General features: G+C 38.2%; 28 protein-coding genes. 23 read left to right on the top strand and 5 right to left on the bottom strand.

From position 1 onward, the window contains the following. Positions 1 to 260: 260 nt before the first annotated feature. Positions 261 to 1,532, top strand: coding sequence for a phage integrase SAM-like domain-containing protein (locus B9A18_RS00380; RefSeq protein ID WP_084286684.1), 1,272 nt, complete (start codon positions 261 to 263; stop codon positions 1,530 to 1,532). Here the strand turns inward: B9A18_RS00380 and B9A18_RS00385 are convergent. The 4 genes from B9A18_RS00385 to B9A18_RS00400 all read right to left on the bottom strand — a co-directional run bounded on the left by B9A18_RS00385 (position 1,518) and on the right by B9A18_RS00400 (position 3,802). Further along, complete coding sequence (locus B9A18_RS00385) at positions 1,518 to 1,952, bottom strand: helix-turn-helix domain-containing protein (protein ID WP_084286685.1); 435 nt, start codon at positions 1,950 to 1,952, stop codon at positions 1,518 to 1,520. The genes B9A18_RS00380 and B9A18_RS00385 overlap by 15 nt on opposite strands. A gap of 79 nt (positions 1,953 to 2,031) precedes the next feature. After that, positions 2,032 to 2,418 carry a hypothetical protein gene (locus tag B9A18_RS00390; protein WP_084286686.1) on the bottom strand — a complete coding sequence of 129 codons (387 nt, stop codon included), beginning with the start codon at positions 2,416 to 2,418 and terminating at the stop codon, positions 2,032 to 2,034. Continuing rightward, positions 2,418 to 2,987 carry a DUF4468 domain-containing protein gene (locus B9A18_RS00395; protein WP_084286687.1) on the bottom strand — a complete coding sequence of 190 codons (570 nt, stop codon included), beginning with the start codon at positions 2,985 to 2,987 and terminating at the stop codon, positions 2,418 to 2,420. The genes B9A18_RS00390 and B9A18_RS00395 overlap by 1 nt, the downstream gene beginning before the upstream one ends. A gap of 2 nt (positions 2,988 to 2,989) precedes the next feature. After that, entirely contained in the window at positions 2,990 to 3,802 is an 813-nt protein-coding gene (locus tag B9A18_RS00400) for a S24 family peptidase (protein ID WP_084286688.1), read from the bottom strand. Between the two features lie 130 nt (positions 3,803 to 3,932). Between B9A18_RS00400 and B9A18_RS00405 the strand changes: the two genes are divergently transcribed. From B9A18_RS00405 to B9A18_RS00485, 17 genes are all read left to right on the top strand, one after another. Beyond that, positions 3,933 to 4,484 carry a helix-turn-helix transcriptional regulator gene (locus B9A18_RS00405; protein WP_084286689.1) on the top strand — a complete coding sequence of 184 codons (552 nt, stop codon included), beginning with the start codon at positions 3,933 to 3,935 and terminating at the stop codon, positions 4,482 to 4,484. A gap of 6 nt (positions 4,485 to 4,490) precedes the next feature. Next, entirely contained in the window at positions 4,491 to 4,697 is a 207-nt protein-coding gene (locus B9A18_RS00410) for a hypothetical protein (RefSeq protein ID WP_084286690.1), read from the top strand. A gap of 77 nt (positions 4,698 to 4,774) precedes the next feature. Then, on the top strand, positions 4,775 to 5,173 hold the full coding sequence (locus B9A18_RS00415) for a hypothetical protein (protein WP_084286691.1): 399 nt from the start codon (positions 4,775 to 4,777) through the stop codon (positions 5,171 to 5,173). A gap of 14 nt (positions 5,174 to 5,187) precedes the next feature. Further along, positions 5,188 to 5,478, top strand: coding sequence for a hypothetical protein (locus tag B9A18_RS00420; RefSeq protein ID WP_144009331.1), 291 nt, complete (start codon positions 5,188 to 5,190; stop codon positions 5,476 to 5,478). Further along, entirely contained in the window at positions 5,478 to 5,843 is a 366-nt protein-coding gene (locus B9A18_RS00425; RefSeq protein WP_084286693.1) for a hypothetical protein, read from the top strand. Before B9A18_RS00420 ends, B9A18_RS00425 begins: the two co-directional genes overlap by 1 nt. Before the next feature lie 182 nt (positions 5,844 to 6,025). Further along, on the top strand, positions 6,026 to 6,874 hold the full coding sequence (locus B9A18_RS00435; protein ID WP_084286695.1) for a hypothetical protein: 849 nt from the start codon (positions 6,026 to 6,028) through the stop codon (positions 6,872 to 6,874). Then, positions 6,874 to 7,422 (top strand): hypothetical protein, encoded by a 549-nt coding sequence (locus tag B9A18_RS00440; protein WP_084286696.1) that lies wholly within the window; start codon positions 6,874 to 6,876, stop codon positions 7,420 to 7,422. Before B9A18_RS00435 ends, B9A18_RS00440 begins: the two co-directional genes overlap by 1 nt. Next, a complete protein-coding gene (locus tag B9A18_RS00445; RefSeq protein ID WP_084286697.1) occupies positions 7,409 to 8,077 on the top strand; it encodes a hypothetical protein in 669 nt (222 codons plus the stop codon). Before B9A18_RS00440 ends, B9A18_RS00445 begins: the two co-directional genes overlap by 14 nt. Positions 8,078 to 8,079: 2 nt before the next feature. After that, on the top strand, positions 8,080 to 9,318 hold the full coding sequence (locus tag B9A18_RS00450; RefSeq protein ID WP_084286698.1) for an ATP-binding protein: 1,239 nt from the start codon (positions 8,080 to 8,082) through the stop codon (positions 9,316 to 9,318). Continuing rightward, positions 9,318 to 9,488, top strand: a complete 171-nt coding sequence (locus B9A18_RS25080; RefSeq protein WP_159452556.1) for a hypothetical protein — start codon at positions 9,318 to 9,320, stop codon at positions 9,486 to 9,488. Before B9A18_RS00450 ends, B9A18_RS25080 begins: the two co-directional genes overlap by 1 nt. A gap of 86 nt (positions 9,489 to 9,574) precedes the next feature. Then, on the top strand, positions 9,575 to 9,940 hold the full coding sequence (locus B9A18_RS00455) for a DUF3127 domain-containing protein (protein WP_084286699.1): 366 nt from the start codon (positions 9,575 to 9,577) through the stop codon (positions 9,938 to 9,940). 68 nt (positions 9,941 to 10,008) lie between these two features. Beyond that, positions 10,009 to 10,260, top strand: a complete 252-nt coding sequence (locus tag B9A18_RS00460; protein ID WP_084286700.1) for a hypothetical protein — start codon at positions 10,009 to 10,011, stop codon at positions 10,258 to 10,260. A gap of 26 nt (positions 10,261 to 10,286) precedes the next feature. After that, positions 10,287 to 10,850: a hypothetical protein gene (locus tag B9A18_RS00465; protein WP_084286701.1), complete on the top strand. Its 564-nt coding sequence runs from the start codon at positions 10,287 to 10,289 to the stop codon at positions 10,848 to 10,850. Positions 10,851 to 11,028: 178 nt separating this feature from the next. Then, positions 11,029 to 12,486: a DEAD/DEAH box helicase gene (locus B9A18_RS00470; protein ID WP_084286702.1), complete on the top strand. Its 1,458-nt coding sequence runs from the start codon at positions 11,029 to 11,031 to the stop codon at positions 12,484 to 12,486. A 6-nt stretch (positions 12,487 to 12,492) separates the two neighbouring features. Continuing rightward, complete coding sequence (locus tag B9A18_RS00475) at positions 12,493 to 13,341, top strand: hypothetical protein (RefSeq protein ID WP_084286703.1); 849 nt, start codon at positions 12,493 to 12,495, stop codon at positions 13,339 to 13,341. After that, entirely contained in the window at positions 13,338 to 14,444 is a 1,107-nt protein-coding gene (locus B9A18_RS00480; protein ID WP_084286704.1) for an AAA family ATPase, read from the top strand. The genes B9A18_RS00475 and B9A18_RS00480 overlap by 4 nt, the downstream gene beginning before the upstream one ends. Positions 14,445 to 14,446: 2 nt before the next feature. After that, positions 14,447 to 15,310, top strand: a complete 864-nt coding sequence (locus B9A18_RS00485; RefSeq protein WP_084286705.1) for a DUF6371 domain-containing protein — start codon at positions 14,447 to 14,449, stop codon at positions 15,308 to 15,310. On the opposite strand, the gene B9A18_RS00490 is transcribed toward B9A18_RS00485, so the two are convergent. After that, positions 15,299 to 15,913: a hypothetical protein gene (locus tag B9A18_RS00490; protein WP_084286706.1), complete on the bottom strand. Its 615-nt coding sequence runs from the start codon at positions 15,911 to 15,913 to the stop codon at positions 15,299 to 15,301. The two genes, B9A18_RS00485 and B9A18_RS00490, sit on opposite strands and share 12 nt — an antisense overlap. Positions 15,914 to 15,960: 47 nt before the next feature. Here B9A18_RS00490 and B9A18_RS00495 point away from each other — a divergent pair, with 47 nt between their 5' ends. From B9A18_RS00495 to B9A18_RS00515, 5 genes are all read left to right on the top strand, one after another. Continuing rightward, positions 15,961 to 16,440, top strand: a complete 480-nt coding sequence (locus B9A18_RS00495; RefSeq protein ID WP_084286707.1) for a PDDEXK family nuclease — start codon at positions 15,961 to 15,963, stop codon at positions 16,438 to 16,440. Positions 16,441 to 16,682: 242 nt separating this feature from the next. Beyond that, on the top strand, positions 16,683 to 16,892 hold the full coding sequence (locus tag B9A18_RS00500; protein ID WP_084286708.1) for a hypothetical protein: 210 nt from the start codon (positions 16,683 to 16,685) through the stop codon (positions 16,890 to 16,892). 91 nt (positions 16,893 to 16,983) lie between these two features. After that, on the top strand, positions 16,984 to 17,457 hold the full coding sequence (locus B9A18_RS00505) for a hypothetical protein (RefSeq protein ID WP_144009333.1): 474 nt from the start codon (positions 16,984 to 16,986) through the stop codon (positions 17,455 to 17,457). A gap of 3 nt (positions 17,458 to 17,460) precedes the next feature. Then, entirely contained in the window at positions 17,461 to 18,174 is a 714-nt protein-coding gene (locus B9A18_RS00510) for a terminase small subunit (RefSeq protein WP_084286710.1), read from the top strand. Next, complete coding sequence (locus B9A18_RS00515) at positions 18,156 to 19,583, top strand: phage terminase large subunit (protein ID WP_144009334.1); 1,428 nt, start codon at positions 18,156 to 18,158, stop codon at positions 19,581 to 19,583. The genes B9A18_RS00510 and B9A18_RS00515 overlap by 19 nt, the downstream gene beginning before the upstream one ends. Positions 19,584 to 19,594: the final 11 nt, after the last annotated feature.

Consider the following 19,594-nt stretch of genomic DNA (forward strand, 5'->3'; position numbering starts at 1 on the left):
TTTGCTACAGCTGTGCTACAGTGAATTAAAAATTAAAATTTAATTAGTTGATAATAAGAGTGTTAACTGTAGTTGCGTAGATTAGAAGCAATAAATATGTTACTTTTTTTTCTAACATCCTAATCAAGGTGATAATCAGTATTTCAAACGCTTTGTACTGTGTTTTTTAAACTATTATTAACAGTTGTTAATTGAGTTAATAATATAAATTGTAGCATACTAATGAAAAAAATGCTACAATTGTGCTACAAAAGTAGCATATGGCAACAGTACACTTCAAAGCACACAAACATCATAAAAAAGCTGACGGGACTATTAACGTAAAGCTAGTGATTTATCATAAAGGTAAAAGGGTTTATCCGGATACGGCTCATTACATCACAGAGAAAGATCTGACAAAAAAGTATGAGTTTAAGGATAAAGACCTGATAACGAAATTGACTATTGAACTTGGTGAATACCGAAAGAAAATCGGTGAACTAGGAGAGAGGCTGAAAGGAATGACTGCTGCTGATGTTGCTGATTATTTGTTGCGAAAGCCTTCGGATTCGAACTCAGTAAATATCGACTTTATCTCGTTTGGATGGGGTTTCGTTAAGGAGTTGAAAGATGAAGGAAAAGATTCAGCATATAAGGGGATCAGGAGTGTGTTGAATAATTTTACTGACTTTACTAAGCTTGATGAGGTATATACGACGAGTATAACTTCAGACTTGTTAAGGGGATTTGAGAAGTATTTAAAAAAACCACATAAGCAGACAAGGTATCTCAGTAATGGCCAGAAGGCTACCAGATTAATGCCGGGGGTTTCCGATGCTACCTTCTTAACAGTTATGTCTTGGTTCAAGTTGGTGTTTAATGCGATACGTGATAAATATAATGATGAGGACCGTGGAATAATAAGAATTCAGAATTACCCATTTCGAAAATTAAAATTAAAGTCAGCACCACCGGCTAAAAAAAGAGCTATACCAATAAACTATGTTAAGGCAATACGGGACTGTGACGTAAGGTCAGGTAGCGTGGCTGAGCTTTTTAAAGATATATTCATGTTAAGCTTTTACTTATGCGGGATGAATGCGAAAGATATGTTCTTGATTACTGATATTACTGGGGATAGAATATCATACAATAGAAGCAAGACCCGGAGTAAAAGGAAAGATTCAGCGTTTATAAGTATAAAGAAAATTCCTGAGGCCGCTTTATTGGTCGATAAGTATTTTGGAAATATCAACAAGAGGTATTCATCTATACCTAGTTTTCAGAGCGCAATTTTTGAAGGCAGCTCAAATTTAAAGAAGATACTGGAGGTCAGCAATCCGGAATTGGATCTTGAAAAGTATAAGTTAGATTTTTATGCTGCCAGACACACTTTTGCTACTGAAGCGCGTAATACTTGCGGGTTTTCTGTTTCCGACGTTGGAGAGGCTCTAAACCACAGCCAGCCGATGAAGATCACTGATACATATATTGTGCGGGACTGGGGGACGATTGATAAAATACAGGAGCAGGTGGTTCTACTTCTTAGCTAATTTATTCTGCAGATCCTCAATGATCTTATTTTGGGCTTCAATCAATTTGTAGGCTTGGGTTAAGTTTGCTTCAAATACGGAAAGAGTTTTCTTTATGATTAGTACCTCCTGGTGAACTGCTGACAGGCTGCTTGCTGCAGTTGGTTTATTTGGTGTTTTAGTTTGCTTTGATCCTAATCCGTTTGATAGCCATTCAGCATTCAGGTCGAACAATCTCACCATTTTTTCCACAACATCCATCCTTACTCTACGTTTTCCGCTTTCCATGTATGAAAGCCACGCTGGAGTAATATCAAGCTTCTCAGCAGCTTCCTTTTGAGATTTGCTGATGAACAACGTGCGGAATTCGTATAGGCGCTTTGCGATATCCATGCTGAATATCTCGGTAGCTGTTGATTTTTTGGTGGCGACTGTTGGCATGGTATTAAAGTTAGTTGTTAATCAGGTTAATATTGTAATGTTTTGAATGTTGTCAACTATTATGTAAACCGGTTGACAGTTAATCGTTGATTGTGAATTTAAAGTGCATTTGCCCCATGGTTCTGGTTAATCCCATGCCAAGCGTGCTGGCTCTATCGAAAGAGAAATAAACATTATCATAGATAGATTGATCTAGGATCGGCTCGATAGCTGTTTGCTGTTTCTTTACTCTATTCCAGTTGATATTAAACATATTTAAAAGCATGCCATAACTAGGCGTGCCGTCTTCCTTGTAGTGTACGAATGCTCTCACCTCAATTATATCTTTCATATCAAAGTTTGCCATAGTCGGGGCTTTCAATCCGTTCTTAGGCCAAAGAGAAGTTCCGTAGAGATGACTAGCATGCATTATATGCATTGCAGCTCCGGTAACCCTTGATATGATATCTTGTTTGAGGGGTGGCATTAGAAATCGTCTTTCTTTGAATTAACGGTTAAATATTGTTTATAGCTTTTTATTATACTTTCGATGTTGTCTTTAAGCGCTAGATAGTAGGTTCTATTTTCTTTCGGAAATTGTTTTTGATTTAGGTACTTAATATATGCTGGTTCCATAGGTATCAATTGCGTTTCGATACTATAGCTAGGCATATATTTGTTGATGAACTTGTAAAGCCTAATTCTTGATTTGTTTTCCCGAGCAGTGATTTCAATCATAAACCCCATTGTCCCTGTTGTATTAATGAATCCTGAAGTAGTGAATGTGAAATTTCCTGTTCCAATGATTGATCCCGATTCTTTGTCTTTTGTTTGGATTACTTCTTTTGAATCTATAAATGTTTCCGCCATCCATTTTAGAGATGTGTTAAAAACATGATCCTTGGATTGACCATCTAGACTGTCAATAATTGTTTCATAAAAAACTTGCCCATCTTTAATTGGGAATGCGACTTTTGCTGTGTCTTTTTGTTTTTTCTGAGCAAAGCTTGCAAGTGTGAATATGATTCCTAAAAGCGTTAATAGTTGTTTTTTCATTTTTAAGGTTCGTTAATTATTCTTACGATGTTAAAAATTGCCTGGATGTCATCGAGATTCCAAGCGAAGTCTTTGTGTCTTGATTTGTCTGGGTTGAATGACCCAAGGTGAATTATTCCATCTGCAACTTCCTGGTCTAATATCGTTTTGCATGTTATGCCGTATTCTTTATGAACTATAACGAATGTGGCCCATTTGTGGTAGTGCAATCGACTTTTCCAATGGTGCTTTTGAATTTCTCTCCCAACTACAGTGGATCCATCAGCTATTGACTTCTTCGCACTCTCTTTGTCGGAGTAGTTTTCCATACTATCACCCAAAATTTCAAAAGCAAAATATCGGCCGCTGTGTTGTTTGTCGACAGTAATGGATATCTTTCTTAATTCTGAAACATATTCGGGGTCCTTAAATCCTCCTGGAAAACTAGCGTAGGAGTATTCATCAACTAAAGGTATAAGCATTGTGTATTGACCATTTCCCATGTCAATAAATGGGGCGTCAGCTGGGTTAATTGGATAGTGCACTTCGTGGAGCGGTTTAGCGTTATTTTGTGATTGGTTAATTTGAACTTTATTAGAAAGGAGCATCTCTCCTTCGCCTGTTTCATACCATTGTCTTGAGACGTTCAGGTTGTCTTCAAGTTTTTGACCCATTGTTTTGGGTGGGACCTGGCTTTTCAGTATTTCTGATATATAAGATTTAGAGGTTTTTATCGTTTTTGCGAACTCCGAGTTGTTTGCAAATGCGAAATAAGCCATTACCTCCATCAGTCTTACGAACTTTTCCGAATTTTTATTATCTTGATTATCAGTCATTTAAATATAAATGTTCGTAATTACGAATAAATTATTTTGATAGTTCGTAATTACGAACTACATTTGTATTGTTCAATAACAACAAAGGTAAATATAAACACACTACTATCAATAACCAAAAAGTACCAAAATGATCACCACGAAATTACCAGCTGGATTATTCAATGACAACACTACGGAGTTGTTCTCAGCAAACGATAGAGGGTATTGCTTATTTGACGGGGCTGCACAGTCTACGAAAAATATGCCATCAAGTATTAAAAACGCAGTGGTTCAATTTTATAAGAACAGGTTTGGAGCAGAAAGGGCGTATGAATCAATGGGTAACTTCACTGAGGATGATAAAATCGAACAATGCATTAAATGCATGTTTGCAAACTTTGACAACACACCGGATTTTGATGCTTTAGGAAACATCACTCCTGAGGTTGTGGCGTGCTCAAAACGTGGCAAGTGTAAACACGAAGGGGTTGGATGTCTTCCAACGGTTGGAATTGATAAGCTTTCTCCAGCACAGAAGCGCGTTGCGATGCTTTGTTATAAGTCAGGGAAAGAAATAGCTGAAGCTTTGTTCATTTCAACAAACACGGTAAAAAGGCATCTTTCTGATGCGATGCATATCACAGGGGCTAAGAACTCCAGAGAACTAATCAGGTTAATTGACCAATCAACAGTAAACTAACATAACATGCAAGTCGTAAAAGTAAAAAAAAGCCCATCCTGGACAACAATACTTACAGAGATGGAAGTGGAGCAGGAAATACCGGTTGAGCTTAGCAAAAGGAATACTATAAGTCCTCTAATCAGCAGACAACTTTCATTATCACATCCACACATGGGGTGGACCACTGAAAAGCTGAACGATAAGGTTCTAATGATAAAAAGAATAAAATAAACAAAGCCCCTCCGGTCCAGACTTCGAAATCAAACCAAGAGGAGCCAAAATCAATTCACCACAAAAGCAAAAAGATCATGCCAAAAGTAAAGCAAATTATCGAATTATGGGATACTGACAGAATCGGCAACGATGTAGTATTTCATTACTTAACTCCTGAGTTGTCAGAAAATGACAAGCCACATCAAATCAGAGTAGACGAAGAGGCCTTAATTAGGTTCATCGTTGACTTTGAATTAGCCGATTACAGCGATTTAGCTGGACATCTATTACAAGATGCTTGGGAAGATATTAAGGATAGGTACTGGGCTGATATCCTAAAACAGCAGTTGGAAACGAGTTACAAAGAAGCGATGACTTATATCCAAGTTTACACAGCCCACACGACACTTCCAATGCCGAAGTATCAATATAGAGCTTTACTTGCACACATAGCACATGTTTTTGGGATCAATTTATCAAGGAGGGCTGCATAATGGATGATGTAACAATGAGTTTATCTCAATTGAAAGGGCTACTGATCAGTGCAAGTAAAATCGGAGCCAAAAAGGCAATGATTGATTTGGGGTTGTATAGTGCTACCCTGAACAAGTCTCAGGCAGCCAGGATCTGCGGAAGTAAGGAGTTATTAGCCAGGTGGATCAAAGAAGGTGTAATTAATCCAGTAAGAGATGCATCAGGCAATGCAGCTTGGAGGATTGATCGGATTGAACTGGAATCAGCACTGGAATCAGAGAACAGACATACATTTTTAAACGCAGTAGAAAGGAACGCTAAGTAATGACCTACACCAAGAAAACCACAATCGAACAATATACAGCATGGTTAGCAACCTGCCCTCCAATTGCTGAGATTTTACGCATTCAAAAGATAGCCCTGGCTTTCGCTCATGAGGCTTGTGATAGGATCATTGGGTATTGTAAAGGTAAGCCTAAACGCAACAAGTCATGCCTTTGGATTCGGGCAGCAGTAAACAATCCGACTTCAAAACCTCAGGGGATCAGAAGTACAGAGTACCCGGCTGACTGGGGAGATCATCCAGATGCTAACTACCGGTTCAGGTGCCAGCGAATGCGGGAGAACATTGAGAGGGAGTTGGCGGAGGAGAAGCTGCATAGGGATGCATTAGAAATATTGATTAAGTAATGAGTCCGGTAAGCGAATCTGATAAAGCAAAAATCAACTACCTGTACTCTCAGATTAAAAACATCAACGTCCCTGATTTCAATGAGCGAGAAACAGTGGATCTATCAGTCAAGGTCAGGGATGGCCTTCAAATAATACTAAAAGCAATTAAAGAAGTTTCAACAGTAATAAATAAATAAGTTATGAAAACAGAATTAACAACAATCCAAGCAATGCCATTTCAAGATATAATGATCATGGCTAAAACATTTGCAGAAAGTGGAATGTTCACCGATGCTAAGGCAATGGGCCAGGCTTTTGTTAAAATACAGGCAGGTCAGGAAATTGGAATTCCTCCATTTGCAGCAATGTCAGGAATACATATAATACAAGGCAAGCCAACTATAGGAGCTGGCCTGATCGCATCTACTGTAAAAGGGTCTGGTAAATATGACTACAAAGTTCTCGAAATGTCCGATAAGATTTGCCGGATTGAGTTTTATCAGGGAAAAGAAAAAATAGGATTATCTGAATTTACAATTGAGGATGCTAAAAAAGCACTTACCAAAAACATAGATAAGTTTCCTAAAAATATGCTTTTTGCCAGGGCAATAAGTAATGGTGTAAAATGGTATTGTCCTGATGTATTTGCGGGGCCTGTATATACACCTGAAGAAATGGAAGGTATCACTGTTGATATTTCCCATACTGTTGTAGATGAGCAACCAGTTGCGCTGCCTGGCATGCCCGATAAAGCCTTTGGTCAATTAATTACCAGGTTAAAAGCAGGTGAGACAGGATTAGTTGAGAAAGTTAAAGAAACTTATTCGCTAAATCCGGATCAGTTAGATACTATTGAATCGCTGGAAATCACCTTACCAATTATCGAAGACGATGCTTTTATTGCCCTTATTGCTGATCTAGCCTTAAGCAGTAAATCAGGCGCCACTACGGTATTAAAATCTGTAAGGGCTGCTCACAGCTTTACGGAAGAGCAGGAAGCTGAAATAAGCAAAACTATTGCCGGTTTGACTACTAAAAAAGCAGCGTAATGAAGCCTAACGAGAATTTAAACTTATTCCTGCAGCCTAAGGCAGAAATTGCCGTTCTGCCTATAGAGAACAAATCAATCCTTACTTCAGATAAATCAGAGTTGTCATATATGGCAAGTCTGATTCTTCAGGGGGTTGACGATGGGTACGCAGATCCGATGGATACCCTGTTAATGGCTAAGAAAGGGATGTACGTATTCAAAGGAATTGTTGAAGGACTTGAAGGTAAGGTGGCGGTTCCCGAAAAAGGATACACTAAACATCATTGCACTATCCGTGAGCAAATGACTGGAGTTAAATATCACTTCGAAGAATGCAATGATCCAGTTTGGACCGAACTATACGAACAGTTTAAAGCAATAGAATTCCAATTAAAGGAACGTCAGGAATGGCTTAAAACTTTTAAGAAGCCAACGGAAGTGGAGGCCGAGATTGATGAAGATACCGGAGAAGAGATTTCTCCAGCTAGAAAAATCAATCCTCCTGTAAAAATGGGTGGTATGTCAATAATCATTAGTATCAAAAACGAAAAAGATGGAGATTCTTGAAGCAATTAACCCGAATGGAGAACCAGTAAAGGTAGATTATGCGTTCTACCCGTCAGTACTTGATGCTTTTATTAGATACAAAAAGGCGGATGATGATGAGACCTTTGATAGTCTTCTGAATCGGATCAATAAAGTTAAAACTGAGCAAACCGAAGATCAATTACGTGGAGTACAGTTTGAATCAGATGTAAACGCCATTCTTAAAGGTGGTGATGTCAGCAGTATTAACTACACTGAAGCTCATAAGCAGGTTGCTGCCCGTTTGATTAATTGCACGGGATTGCAGGAGTACATTGAAGTAGTTATTAGAACCCGGGTGGGTAATGTTAAGCTGTACGGGATTGTTGATTACATGTTTGATGAAATGGCTGTTGATTTAAAAGGTACCAGCAACTACAAGCTGAACAAATACAAGGATAGTACTCAGCACCCAATTTATTCGCTTATCTGCAAGCTTAAGGGTAAGCCATTAAAGCAATTCAAGTACCTGGTGACTGATTACGAAAAGGTTTTTCAAGAGACTTACATTCCGAGCGACAATATGTTTCATAAACTGATCTACCTGATTTATGAGTTCGTAGAATTCATTGAGCATTACAAAGCAAACATTACTGACAAAAAAATATTTGGATTAGAAATTAATAAAGCAGCTTAGTCATGAGTAAAATAAAGAAAATAACAGTATCAAATCTAAAGGCCATTTCCAGTAAAACAGCTGATTTTGGAGGTTGTACAGCTTTAATTATCGGCGGTAATAACAAAGGTAAAACGTCTTTTTTAAAATCATTACCGGACCGGCTACGAGGCATTAAACCCGATGTAATATTAAAGCATGGTGAAAGCGAAGGTTATGCAGAATGGGAGCTAACGACAGGTGAGAAGTTTATTTGGTCATTTGAAAACAGAACCAAAGCAGGAGAAAAACTAACTTTTATCTCTACTGATAACATAAAAACGAGCATCAATAAGGAAATTTCAACAAGGTTTTTCCCAGAGACTTTTGATATTGATAAGTTTTTGAATGATACTCCTGCCAAACAAAAAAAGACATTACAAGAAATTTGCGGGCTTGATTTTGTTGATATTGATTCTCGTTACAAATCAGCTTTTGAGGATCGTACTTTTAAGAACAAAAAGCTTGCAGAGGAAAAACTTAAGGATGTATCGGTTGACTTGACTATGCGGACTGATGAATTGCCTTTAGATCAGCTGCAATTGGATATTTTGGGGGTGGATAACCACAATGAAAAAATATCGGGGGTTGAGAAGGGGATAACGTCTAGGCAAACCGCCATCAAAAACAATGAGGCTGAAATCAAAAGATTGAAAGATTTGATAATAAATCTGGAAACAGAAAATACAACTTCTAAAAAGCAAATTGATGATGGTAAAAAGTGGCTGTTAATCCCCGAAAACAAAAAGAAAGAGCAATCGGATGTTGACGCTCTTAAAACAAAACTTCAAGATGCGAAAGATAAAAATGAAAAAATTAAAGCTAACAACCTTAAGATATCAAATAAACAATCATTAAAAATAGCGGAGAACGCCGCTAATTCTGCCGATAAGTTGGTTAAGTCGATTGAAACAGAAAGACAGGAGCTCATCAAATCATCAACATTGCCAGAGGGTTTTTCGTTTACTGATGATGGAATTTCCTTTGAGGGGTTTGCTTTGTCAAAAGAACAATTATCATCTTCAAAAATTTATATAGCAGCATTAAAACTTGCTGCGATGAACATTGGAGAGGTAAAAACATTACATTTTGATGCTTCGTTCCTTGATAAGAACTCACTGAAAGATATCGAAGAATGGGCAGCAAAAGAGGATTTACAATTACTTATCGAGCGTCCTGATTTTGAAGGGGGAGAAATTGAGTATCAATTAACACACGCTTAATGAAACCAGACCTCTCAAAACTTCCTCTTAGGTACCAGAAGTATGGTAAAAACTGGAAGGATACCAAAACAGGACAGGTAATCCATAACAGTAAAATCACTGATTACCTCCCAAAAACACCTCAAAATCATGAGGAGATACTAGCAAAAAGATACGATTTGAACTATTAAATGAGTCTTATTATTAACAATTGTGAATTAAGTTAACACGCCAATTCAGGCATAAACCACGCCGGCTCTGGTCAACCGGATATAGAATGAACATTATTGGTAAAGTACACGAAGTTGGCGAATTACAACAAGTAAGTGAAACATTTAAAAAGCGTGATCTGATCATTGAATACGCTGAAAACCCAACCTATCCGGAGTATATCAAATTTGAAGCGCTGCAGGATAAAACATCTTTGTTTGATGCTTTGAAACCAGGTGATGAGGTAGATGTAGCTTTCAATCTCCGTGGCCGTCCATGGACAGATAAAACTGGTAAAACATCTTACTTCAACAGTCTGGTTGTATGGAAGCTGAATGTTGTTTCAGCAGGACAGGCCCAGGCAGCTGCTCCGGCTTCAAATCCGGCGAGCGTGAACAGCGCACCTGGCGAAGAAGATGATCTTCCTTTCTAACCTAACCTAAATCCAATCACCTCACTATCTAACCGTAGTGGGGTTTTGGGCTGCAAACCCATTCCATTATGAATACAATAAACCCCGGAGAAATCGTTTACGCACGAATCACCGCGTCCACCATAGCTCGAAAAGGTAGGCCTTCCAAGAAATTGACAGCACATCCTATTGTATTTGCCGCCTCATATGATGGTTATTCACCTAACCTGGCATTCAATAACCGTGAGGACAGGATGACCATCAATAAGTTCGGAGTAAACGAGGATTTGGTGATAGTTAAATTGGAAGTGATCAGCAGGCATGGGTATAGGAATAAGTAAAAGACAAATCATAATAATTTTTAACAATGGGATATTTACCAGAAGGAGAAGCAAAAAGAAGGCACGACGAGCGAGTTAAGGCTAAACTTGATAAACTTAAGGAGCAAAGAAGAAGAGCAAGAATCGCTAAAGGTTTACCAGCGGTATCGACTCCAGAATGGAGGAAGGAACAAATGAGGCTCTATATGCAGAATAGGCGAGCAAAGGAACGAGAGGAAAATAAAGACGCCCTTTTAGCGAAGAAAAAGGAAAAGGAAGCCAAGAAAGCTGCAACTGCTGCGCGTTTATTGGCAAAGCTTAATGCTGATCGAAGGGAGAAGCGAAGGTTTGCTAGGGAGTCTGGCAAACCAGATTTCCGAACGAAGGAATATAGGCCACAACCAGTACCGAAAGACAAGCCAGTTAAACCGGAGAAGTTGAGAAAGATCCGGGCTGTCAAAAAAACAAAGGAAGAAAAGACGATGGCCATTCGTAAAATAGATATTACTGCGTGTGTTCCATTAAAGCTTGATGCCAAAACTACTATCTACGTGAAGCCTGGAAGTGATACCAAAGCGATCATCCAAAGGTTCCAAAACAGGAACAATTAAATACTTTTATTAACAGTTGTTAATTGAGTTAATTGTTTTATATTTGTCTTATAGTTCGCCTAATACCTAAAGACATTTCATTCATTACCTCTGTCAGCTGCTCTGTAGCCTTATAGAGAACAAGGACGGCGAACCCTTTAGCAGACAGGGGTAATGATAATTTTTAAAATGTTTAACCATGATCAAAACGCCAAGACCATACCAAGTCGATATAGTTGACCGTACCAGCAGATCGTTGGCGAAAAACAAAGCCGTTATATTACACGCTCCAACTGGCGCGGGCAAATCTATTATGATCGACATGATTGTGTCTAGGTGTATTGAAAAAGGAAAAACGGTATTGGTACTTTCTGATGCAAGAAAAATATACAACCAACTTGTTAAGGAGTGTAATGGCATTGAGATCAACAGTAATGTAAAGGAATTATATATTGAGTCAGCCAAATGCTACGTTGGTATGATTCAAACAATTTTAAAACGACCAATGATCATTAAGCAATTGCAGGATTTAAATTCTAACCTAATATTACTTATTGATGAGTGCCATATTTCTACCTCTACCAAATTGATTGATTACGTACCTAATGCATTTAGAATTGGTTGCACCGCTACTCCTTATGGAATTTTACATAAACATCTACCGATATACTACAATGACCTGGTTGAAGGTCCTCAGGTTGATTGGCTTATACAACAAGGCTTTTTGACTAATTACCGACATAAAGCCAGAACTCCTGCAGATACCAGTCTATTAGAAATTCGAAACGGGGAGGTTACTGAAAAATCAAACGAAATGGTGTTTGGAGCTCAGCGAGTTTATGATGGATTGTTTGATGATTTGCGAGAGTTTCCATTTAAAAAGTGTGTAATATTTGTAGCGTCAATCAAACAAGCTGAAGGGCTTAATTCAAAATTAATTGAGGCCGGTTTTAAATCTTGCAGATACCATTCACAAGTCGAGCACGCTGATTATGAACTGGCTAAATTTACTACCCTACATTTAGCAAATGTTTTAGTGACGATAAAATCGTTATCCAAAGGCTGGGATTACCCGCCAGTTGATATGGTCGCTTTGATGCACAAAACATTATCTACATCTGTATACCAGCAGGAAATTGGTAGGGGCTCTAGAATTTTCCCAGGAAAGGATATGTTTACTGTTTTGGATTATGGATCTAATTGGGAAAAGCATGGCTTATACTTTGAGGATCGGCCTTATTCAGAGCTTTGGAATAAGGTTAAACGTAAGTCTGATAGTGTGGGTGCCTCATCATGTAAGGCTTGTGTAAGTTGTGAAAGCATTCTGCCAATTTCAGCGAGGATATGTAAATATTGCGATTACGTGTACCCTGAGCCGGAGCAATCGTTGGCCCAAGGTGAAATGGTTGATTTAACCGAAGAATATCATGTTTTAGTTGGTAAAAAGATAAGTGAATTGAACCCAACAGAGCTGGCGAATTACGCTAAGCTAAAAAATAAAAGACCTTTTGCAATCCGCGTAGCCAAAGCTAAGGAGCAGATAGAAAAAGGGTTTCTTATGAGTTTTGCTGCCTGCATGGGGTACAGAAGGTCGTGGCTGGACCATCAGAACATTCCTAACGAGCCAATTGAATTTGCAGATATAACATTAAGATAGCCAGATATGAACGAGTTTGAATACGTATTGCCAGCAAAAAAATCAGAAGTTGATCAATTTTTTAAAGACACCGATAGCCAAAGGTTGAGAGATTACAATAAGAATCTCGGTTTGTTGAATCGAATGAAAGATAAAATTATCAACGAATACCATGCTATAAAGTCTGATTACCTTAAAAACCAAGAAGAATATCAAGTTAAGTTTCTTCAGTTTAGATCAAAGGTTCTTAAGCTTAATGAGGCTAAAAAATGTATTTGCGGAGCAGATGTAAGACTTGTTTCTGGGCCTCATTTTGGAGATTTTTGGGGCTGTACTGAGCATATGAACTACGCAGTCCGTCATGAAAATTATATACTAAGACCTGACGCTCTGCCTAATTTTTATGAGCCTAGCGTAAAAGGATGGCCAGCACAAATACGTAACAGATTAGGACTGTCTAAATCAGTAAGTACTGGTATAATTTACAACTTTATATTAAATAACAATCTTCCTGATTTATCGCTTCATTTTGAAGGAGTTTCTGAACTAGGTAGTATTTATAAAATTGTCGATACAAGAAAAAAAGCCACGGCATTCGAGCTTCAGCAATTCAAAAGACTTGGTTTCCATTATGATAAATGCGTTTGGCAATTCTCAATAAAATATAAATCGTTAGGAGTTAGGGGGCAGAAGTATGCTTTTCCAGATATAGTTTGCTCAGACGACAGGAATGTTTATATCTATGAATGCAAGACCTCTAAGTCAGATGTAAATGACTATCAAAAGTCGCTTTATATTGATTTAATTTCAAAGCTGTTAAAGGATGCTGGTGATACAAGAAATGTGGTGTTTGAATATTTATTTGAACACGCATGATAGTCCAAAAACTTATTGACGATATAAATGCGGAGGCTGAAGAGCAGAAGGATATTCAAACGCTGATCAGGGGGTCTTTAATTCCCCAGGGCGTAAAAATTCCTGAGCCTGATGTTGTATTTGGGGTAAACGGGGTTCCTGTTTTTACCAAAAAATCGATTTCAACATTGATTGGTCGTGCAAAATCTGGTAAGACCACTGTAACCTCATGGATTGTTTCTGAATCAATTAAAAATGATTTAAACGTGGTATGGATCGATACCGAGCAAGGGCTTTACTATGGCAGTAGAACCCAGTTCTGGATCTTATCAATGTCCGGGTTAAAAATCTCTGATTATTTAAAATTTTACGACTTAAAAATATTCCCACCGAACCAACGGGTGGAGATGATTGAATTGATAATTAAAGAATTCAGGCCAGACCTTGTAGTTGTAGACGGTATTAGGGATTTAGTTTTCGATATTAATAACCCCGAAGAGGCTACTCGCAGGACTGGAGATCTTATGAGATGGGCTGACCAGTATGATTGCCATATTTTAAATATCCTTCACCAGAACAAAGGAAATGAGCATGCCCGGGGTCATCTTGGTACTGAGATGATTAATAAGTCTGAGAGCGTTATTAAGGTTGAACAGAATGAGGACGGCCTAATTGTTTGTAATCCCGAATACACTAGGTCTAAGGCATTTGAACTCTTTGCTTTTGATAGGGATGAGAAAGGTATGCCGTTTATCGTTGATGGCTATGCCGGTAAGATTACCACTAATATAAGTTCAAGCAAAAAAGGCATTGATCCGACTGACTTAGCCTATAATAATGCTCATCCTGAAATTGTAGATAAGGTATTTAGCAAAGATCAGTTTTTGAAGTACAACGATTTTGTTCAAAACATAAAATATTATTTCCAACTCAATGGCATTGAAATGGGCAGAAACAAGGCTATTGAATTTGCAACTCATTATTTAATGCTGGGTATGGTTTGGAAAAATCCGCATATTAAAGGCTATGCCAAGTATGAAAAGAACCCATTATTCGATCCAATGGTTTTAGTTGTATCTGGATCAAAAATTAACAAACAAGCGGATGGTGATGCTCCTTTTTAGTTATGACAAAGACTTTCAAATACTCATTAGATAAATCCAGTAAAAAATTCAAATGTCCCCGGTGTTATAAAAAAACGTTGGTGCGGTTTATTGATTTGGATAAGAATTTTATTGAGGAAAAATTTGGTAGATGTGACAGGGAAGTTAGTTGTGGGTACTTTTTAAAGCCAGAAGAAGATAATAATGCATTTGTTGAATTCGTTCCGCAAATAGAATTACCAACATCTTTTATTGCTTCAGCTCATGTAATTAACACTTTAAAGGGTTATGAACACAACTCATTTACTAATTGGTTGATTGCAAAATTTGACTCAAAAACCATTGAGCAATTGATTTTAAAATACAGGTTTGGCGTGGATAATTCAGGCCCTTATACAAAGGATTGGACAGTATTCTGGCAACATGATATTAATGGTAAAGTCAGATCCGGTAAAATTATAAAGTATGATGATACAGGGCACCGGGATAAAGATTGGTCAGCTACCTGGTATCATAAAAAGGGTAACATTAATGGCCCGTTCTTTCCGGACTTTAATTTAAAGCAATGTCTATTTGGAGAACATTTATTAAAAACCAACACTAAGCCAATTGCCATTGTTGAAAGTGAAAAAACAGCCCTTATAGCTAGCTTATTTATTGAGAAGTATCTTTGGCTAGCCTGCGGAGGGAAACAGGAACTGAGGGCAGAAAAATTGGGTCCAGTGTTAAATAGGTCGGTGACATTGTTCCCAGATTTAGGTGCCTATGACGATTGGAAGGTAAAAGCACAGGAGTTTGGTTTTAATGTCAGTGACCAGATTGAAAAAATAGCTAGTGATGAAGAAAAGGGGAAAGGATTAGATATTGCTGATTATTTATTGAGATAATCTATGGTTAACTCTTTCCTTTAGTAACAAGTCAAAATTCTTTTCAAGAGTTTTTGTTATTTCGTCTTGACCGACAGCATTGATGCGCAAAATTAATTCTTTTTTTTCGCTTCTAAATTCTGGATCATCTATCACATTTTCTTTTTCTAAATATGTCAGTTGGCGATGTGCAGAGTTTAAATCCACAATAGTTTTGATTATGTAATCATAGAAGATATTAAAGATATGGCTATCTCCAAACTCAGCCCATACTCGCTCTCTTAAAAATAGGATTTCTTTATACGTCGCATCATGAAACCGTAATTTAGATTGGAATACTAAGAATTTACTAGTAAAAGTGGATAATTCATTCGGGTTGTGTTTTTTCCAACTGTCAAGCAATTCCTGATTAATTTCTCCATCAAACGATACTGGATCTCTTAAATATTTAATCAAGTCAACTGATCTTCTGCTAACCGCAAATATTTCCATTTTTAATTCATGCAGTCTTTGGTCTTTCCAAATAGCTAAGGCTTTAAATGCAGCAACCATTGTAAAAATTGCGGCAAGTAGAGTCAGCAATTCTATCCAATGCTTTGAAATTTCAGTAAAAAGAGCGCACATAGTTGTTAAATTTTAATTATATTTAAAGATATAAAAAATTTCATTTCATGATGGATCAGGGTAATTTCTCTGAGGCCAAAATCCAGCAGGATGCAATAACCCATATCAGGAATCAATTCCCTGAGACATATGGTTGTTTGTATCATATTGCTAATGGAGGCTATAGAGATCCGCGTACTGCGACAATTTTAACCGGGCAAGGTGTTGTGCCGGGAGTACAAGATTTGCACCTAATTTGGGCAGGAAAATTGTATTTGATAGAAGTAAAAACTTCCAGTGGACAGGTTGATCCGGCGCAAAAGGTCGTCCATGCCCAGCACAAAAAACAGGGTTTCGATACGTATATTTTTAGGACTTCTAAGGAGATAATCTCGTTCGTGGAGTACGTTCTAAAGTCCCAAAACATTGATCATTTTAATGGTTTTATTTCCCCTTTTTCTAAGGCTGAAAACCTTCATTTATACCAGGAAGAGTATAGAGTTTTTAGGCAAAGCAAGTTTACTCAAAAATCGAAAAACCTCCTTTAATGGCATTTAAACTAGTTTAAGCACTCGTTAAACTACTTTGAAAAATATTAAAATTTAAACTGGTTTAAACTACTTTGATATTTTACACAAAAACAGCCTTTAAATAGGTTCAAATTAGTTTAACACCATATCACAACTAGTTTAAACTACTATAACGTAAAGTAGTTTAGTTTAACACCCCCTTATATAGTAAGGGGTGTATTAAACCACTTTATGTAGGACCACTTTAATTTTAAACCAGTATGACCCCAGTACAACTCAAATATTTCAACGACATGGAGCCAGGTGAAAGCCTATCAATCCAACAGGTGAAAAACCCTATCGCATTCATATCTGCAGCTAAGCAGTACATAGATCAGTATGGATTGTTGCAATTTAATTCAGACTACACCGAAGTAACCAAGCTAAATCCAATACCTAAAACGGACCAAATAACCTTCTACCTGCAATAATAAATTAACAGTTGTTAATTAGGTTAAGTAGAGCTATATTTGCGTATCATCACAATCAAGTAAGGTAAAAGGCTACACAAACGGTAAAGTTATGACCAAGACAGAAACGGAACGAATCTTAGGACGTGTATTCATGCAAATGGATTACGGGAAAGCTATTGATACCCTGAAGCAATTCAGGCCAATGCTTAAAGCGGCTAGTCATGTATCCAACATCTATAGCGAGGTGCAAGAACAGTTCCTGGATGAGAGTCCTGAGAACCGTAGGTTGATCTTTATCGCTTGCGTGTATCAAATCTATCAACCTCTTTCTTTCCTTGAGGGTAAAGAGGATAAGAAAGCGCAAGGCAAATTACCTGCTGGTGTTCGTGATGAGATGTCTCGTTGTCTTGAATTCAATAATCCTGAAATGACAAGCCATTTCAAGAAATTTACTGAAAGCTGGATGAAACCGTTCAACTCAGGTCCTGAGCGCCCGTTTCGCACTAAGGTGATGAGTATTGTTGAAAGGTTTAAGGCTTATTCAATCCACAAGGATGATACTCAATTTAGTTTAGCGTTGTAAGAGATGGCGAGGCTAACCGATAAACAGAAGCGTTTTTGCGAGGAGTATCTAAAAGATTTTAATGGTACACGATCAGCAATTGCAGCAGGGTATTCTGAAAATACGGCAGCAGTCATATCAGCAGAGAACCTTACAAAACCTAATATCAAAGAATACCTCAATGAAAGGCTCGATGCATTAAGCATGGAAGCTGGAGAGGTGACTAAACGCATCACAAACCTTGCAAGGGGGAACATGAGCGATTATATGTCTACTCGGCAAGTTCCTTACACCCCAGAGATCAAAGTAGGCTTAAATGTCCTTATTTCGCGTTTAAGAACAGAGATTGAATTTGAAGATAACTACGCTCTGCAGATCAATATGGGAGAGGATGAGCTTGAAAAGCATATGGCCGATCAGGAGGGGAGACGTCGGAAGATCATTAGGTATAAACTTGAATTAGAGTTAAATCCATATTCTACCCGAATCATTGACGGTGAAACAGTAATGATTGACGAGGTGTACCTTGACCTTGCAAAGATTGTTCAGGACAAAGAGCGGGGTATAATTAAGTCCTTCAAAAATACAAAAGACGGTATCCAGGTAGAGCTTTATGCTGCTGATGCTGCATTAGGCCAAATGGCTAAGATAAGAGGTCTGATGATCGATAAATCTGAAGTCGACAATAAAGTCACCATGGTTAAGCCGGTTATTATTGATTGGGGAGATTCGGAGTAAGCATGGTAGATGTTGCTCCAGAAAGATTTAATCCTACTGCCAAGCAGAAAGAGGCACATAGGTTACTTAAAAAGAATCGCATTCTGTTGTACGGAGGTGCAATTCGTGGAGCTAAGAGCCATTGGGGATGTATGGAGATCATTTCTATCTGCTATATGTATCCAAATAGTCGATGGGCAATGCTACGTAAGGACAGGGTAGTCCTCGAAGCTACATTGCTAAAAACCTTTACTGAAAACTTTCTGAATAAGGGCTGGCAGCAGCACGTTGTTTCGTTTCCACAGGATACGCTCGTTCTTACATGGGACAATGGTAGTCAGATTCTTTTTATGGGCGAGAACTATGATCGTGACAAGGATCTAAACAGGTTTAAAGGGCTTGAAATCAATGGCGCTTTTGTAGATGAAGCAAACGAAACGCAAGAAGTAACCTTGGATAAAATCATTGAGCGGGCCGGATCTTGGTTCCACTCTCCAGGTTGCCCTTCAAAAATATTACTGAGTTGTAACCCAACCCAGAATTGGGTTAAGAAACGTTTTTACGATAAACATAAAGCAGGAACATTGCCGCCGGGCGTTGCTTATTTACAGGCCCGTATATTCGATAATCCATACATTCCACAAGATTACCTTGATTCTCTAAAAATGTTGCCGCCTCAAAGTTACCGGGTATTCGTTGATGGCGAATGGGATGTTGCGATGAAGACCGGTAATGAGTTTTTACGGGAGTTCGATACCGACAAGCATATCAGAGCCAATAACTGGGATGTTTCGAATTTAATTCATGTTTCACTTGATAGTAACGTGTTCCCTTATATAGCTGTCACGATCTGGCAATTGGTGCAAAACGGTACTGGGTGGGTAATTAAACAGGTAAATGAACTGCCAGCCATTGATCCAATCAACACAGCTACGAAAGCAGGAAAGAACGTTGGCGAGTGGCTGAATAAGATTGGGTACACGCTTAGAGTGCTGCAATACGGGGATAAAAGTACAAAATCGAGGAACAACATCGATGATAATAAGAAATCGTTTTACGACCTGTTTACAGAGGCTATCGCTAAAGAGGGATTCCGAATTGAAGACAAGATGTTGAAGTCAGCTCCGCCAGTTGCCGGTATTGCTGATTTTGTTAACGCAATATTTGCCGGGGAAATACCTGGACTAAGTATTGAGATAGGAGAAAACTGCAAAGAGTCGATCAACGACTATATTGAGACTAAGACCGACAAGGATGGTACAATGCTAAAGAAGAGAATCACAGATCCTAAAACCAAAGTAAGCTATGAGCCGCACGGCCACCTTACCGACACCCTAAAAGACTTCATTGTTGCTGCATTCCATACCGAATACCTAACCTTCATCAACAAGAAAAAAGGCTTAGGCGTAAGGGCCCTTAGTGGGATTTAGTTGGGTGCTAT

It is taken from the genome of Pedobacter nyackensis (genome assembly GCF_900176505.1).
In the GTDB taxonomy this organism is placed as follows: Bacteria; Bacteroidota; Bacteroidia; order Sphingobacteriales; family Sphingobacteriaceae; genus Pedobacter; species Pedobacter nyackensis.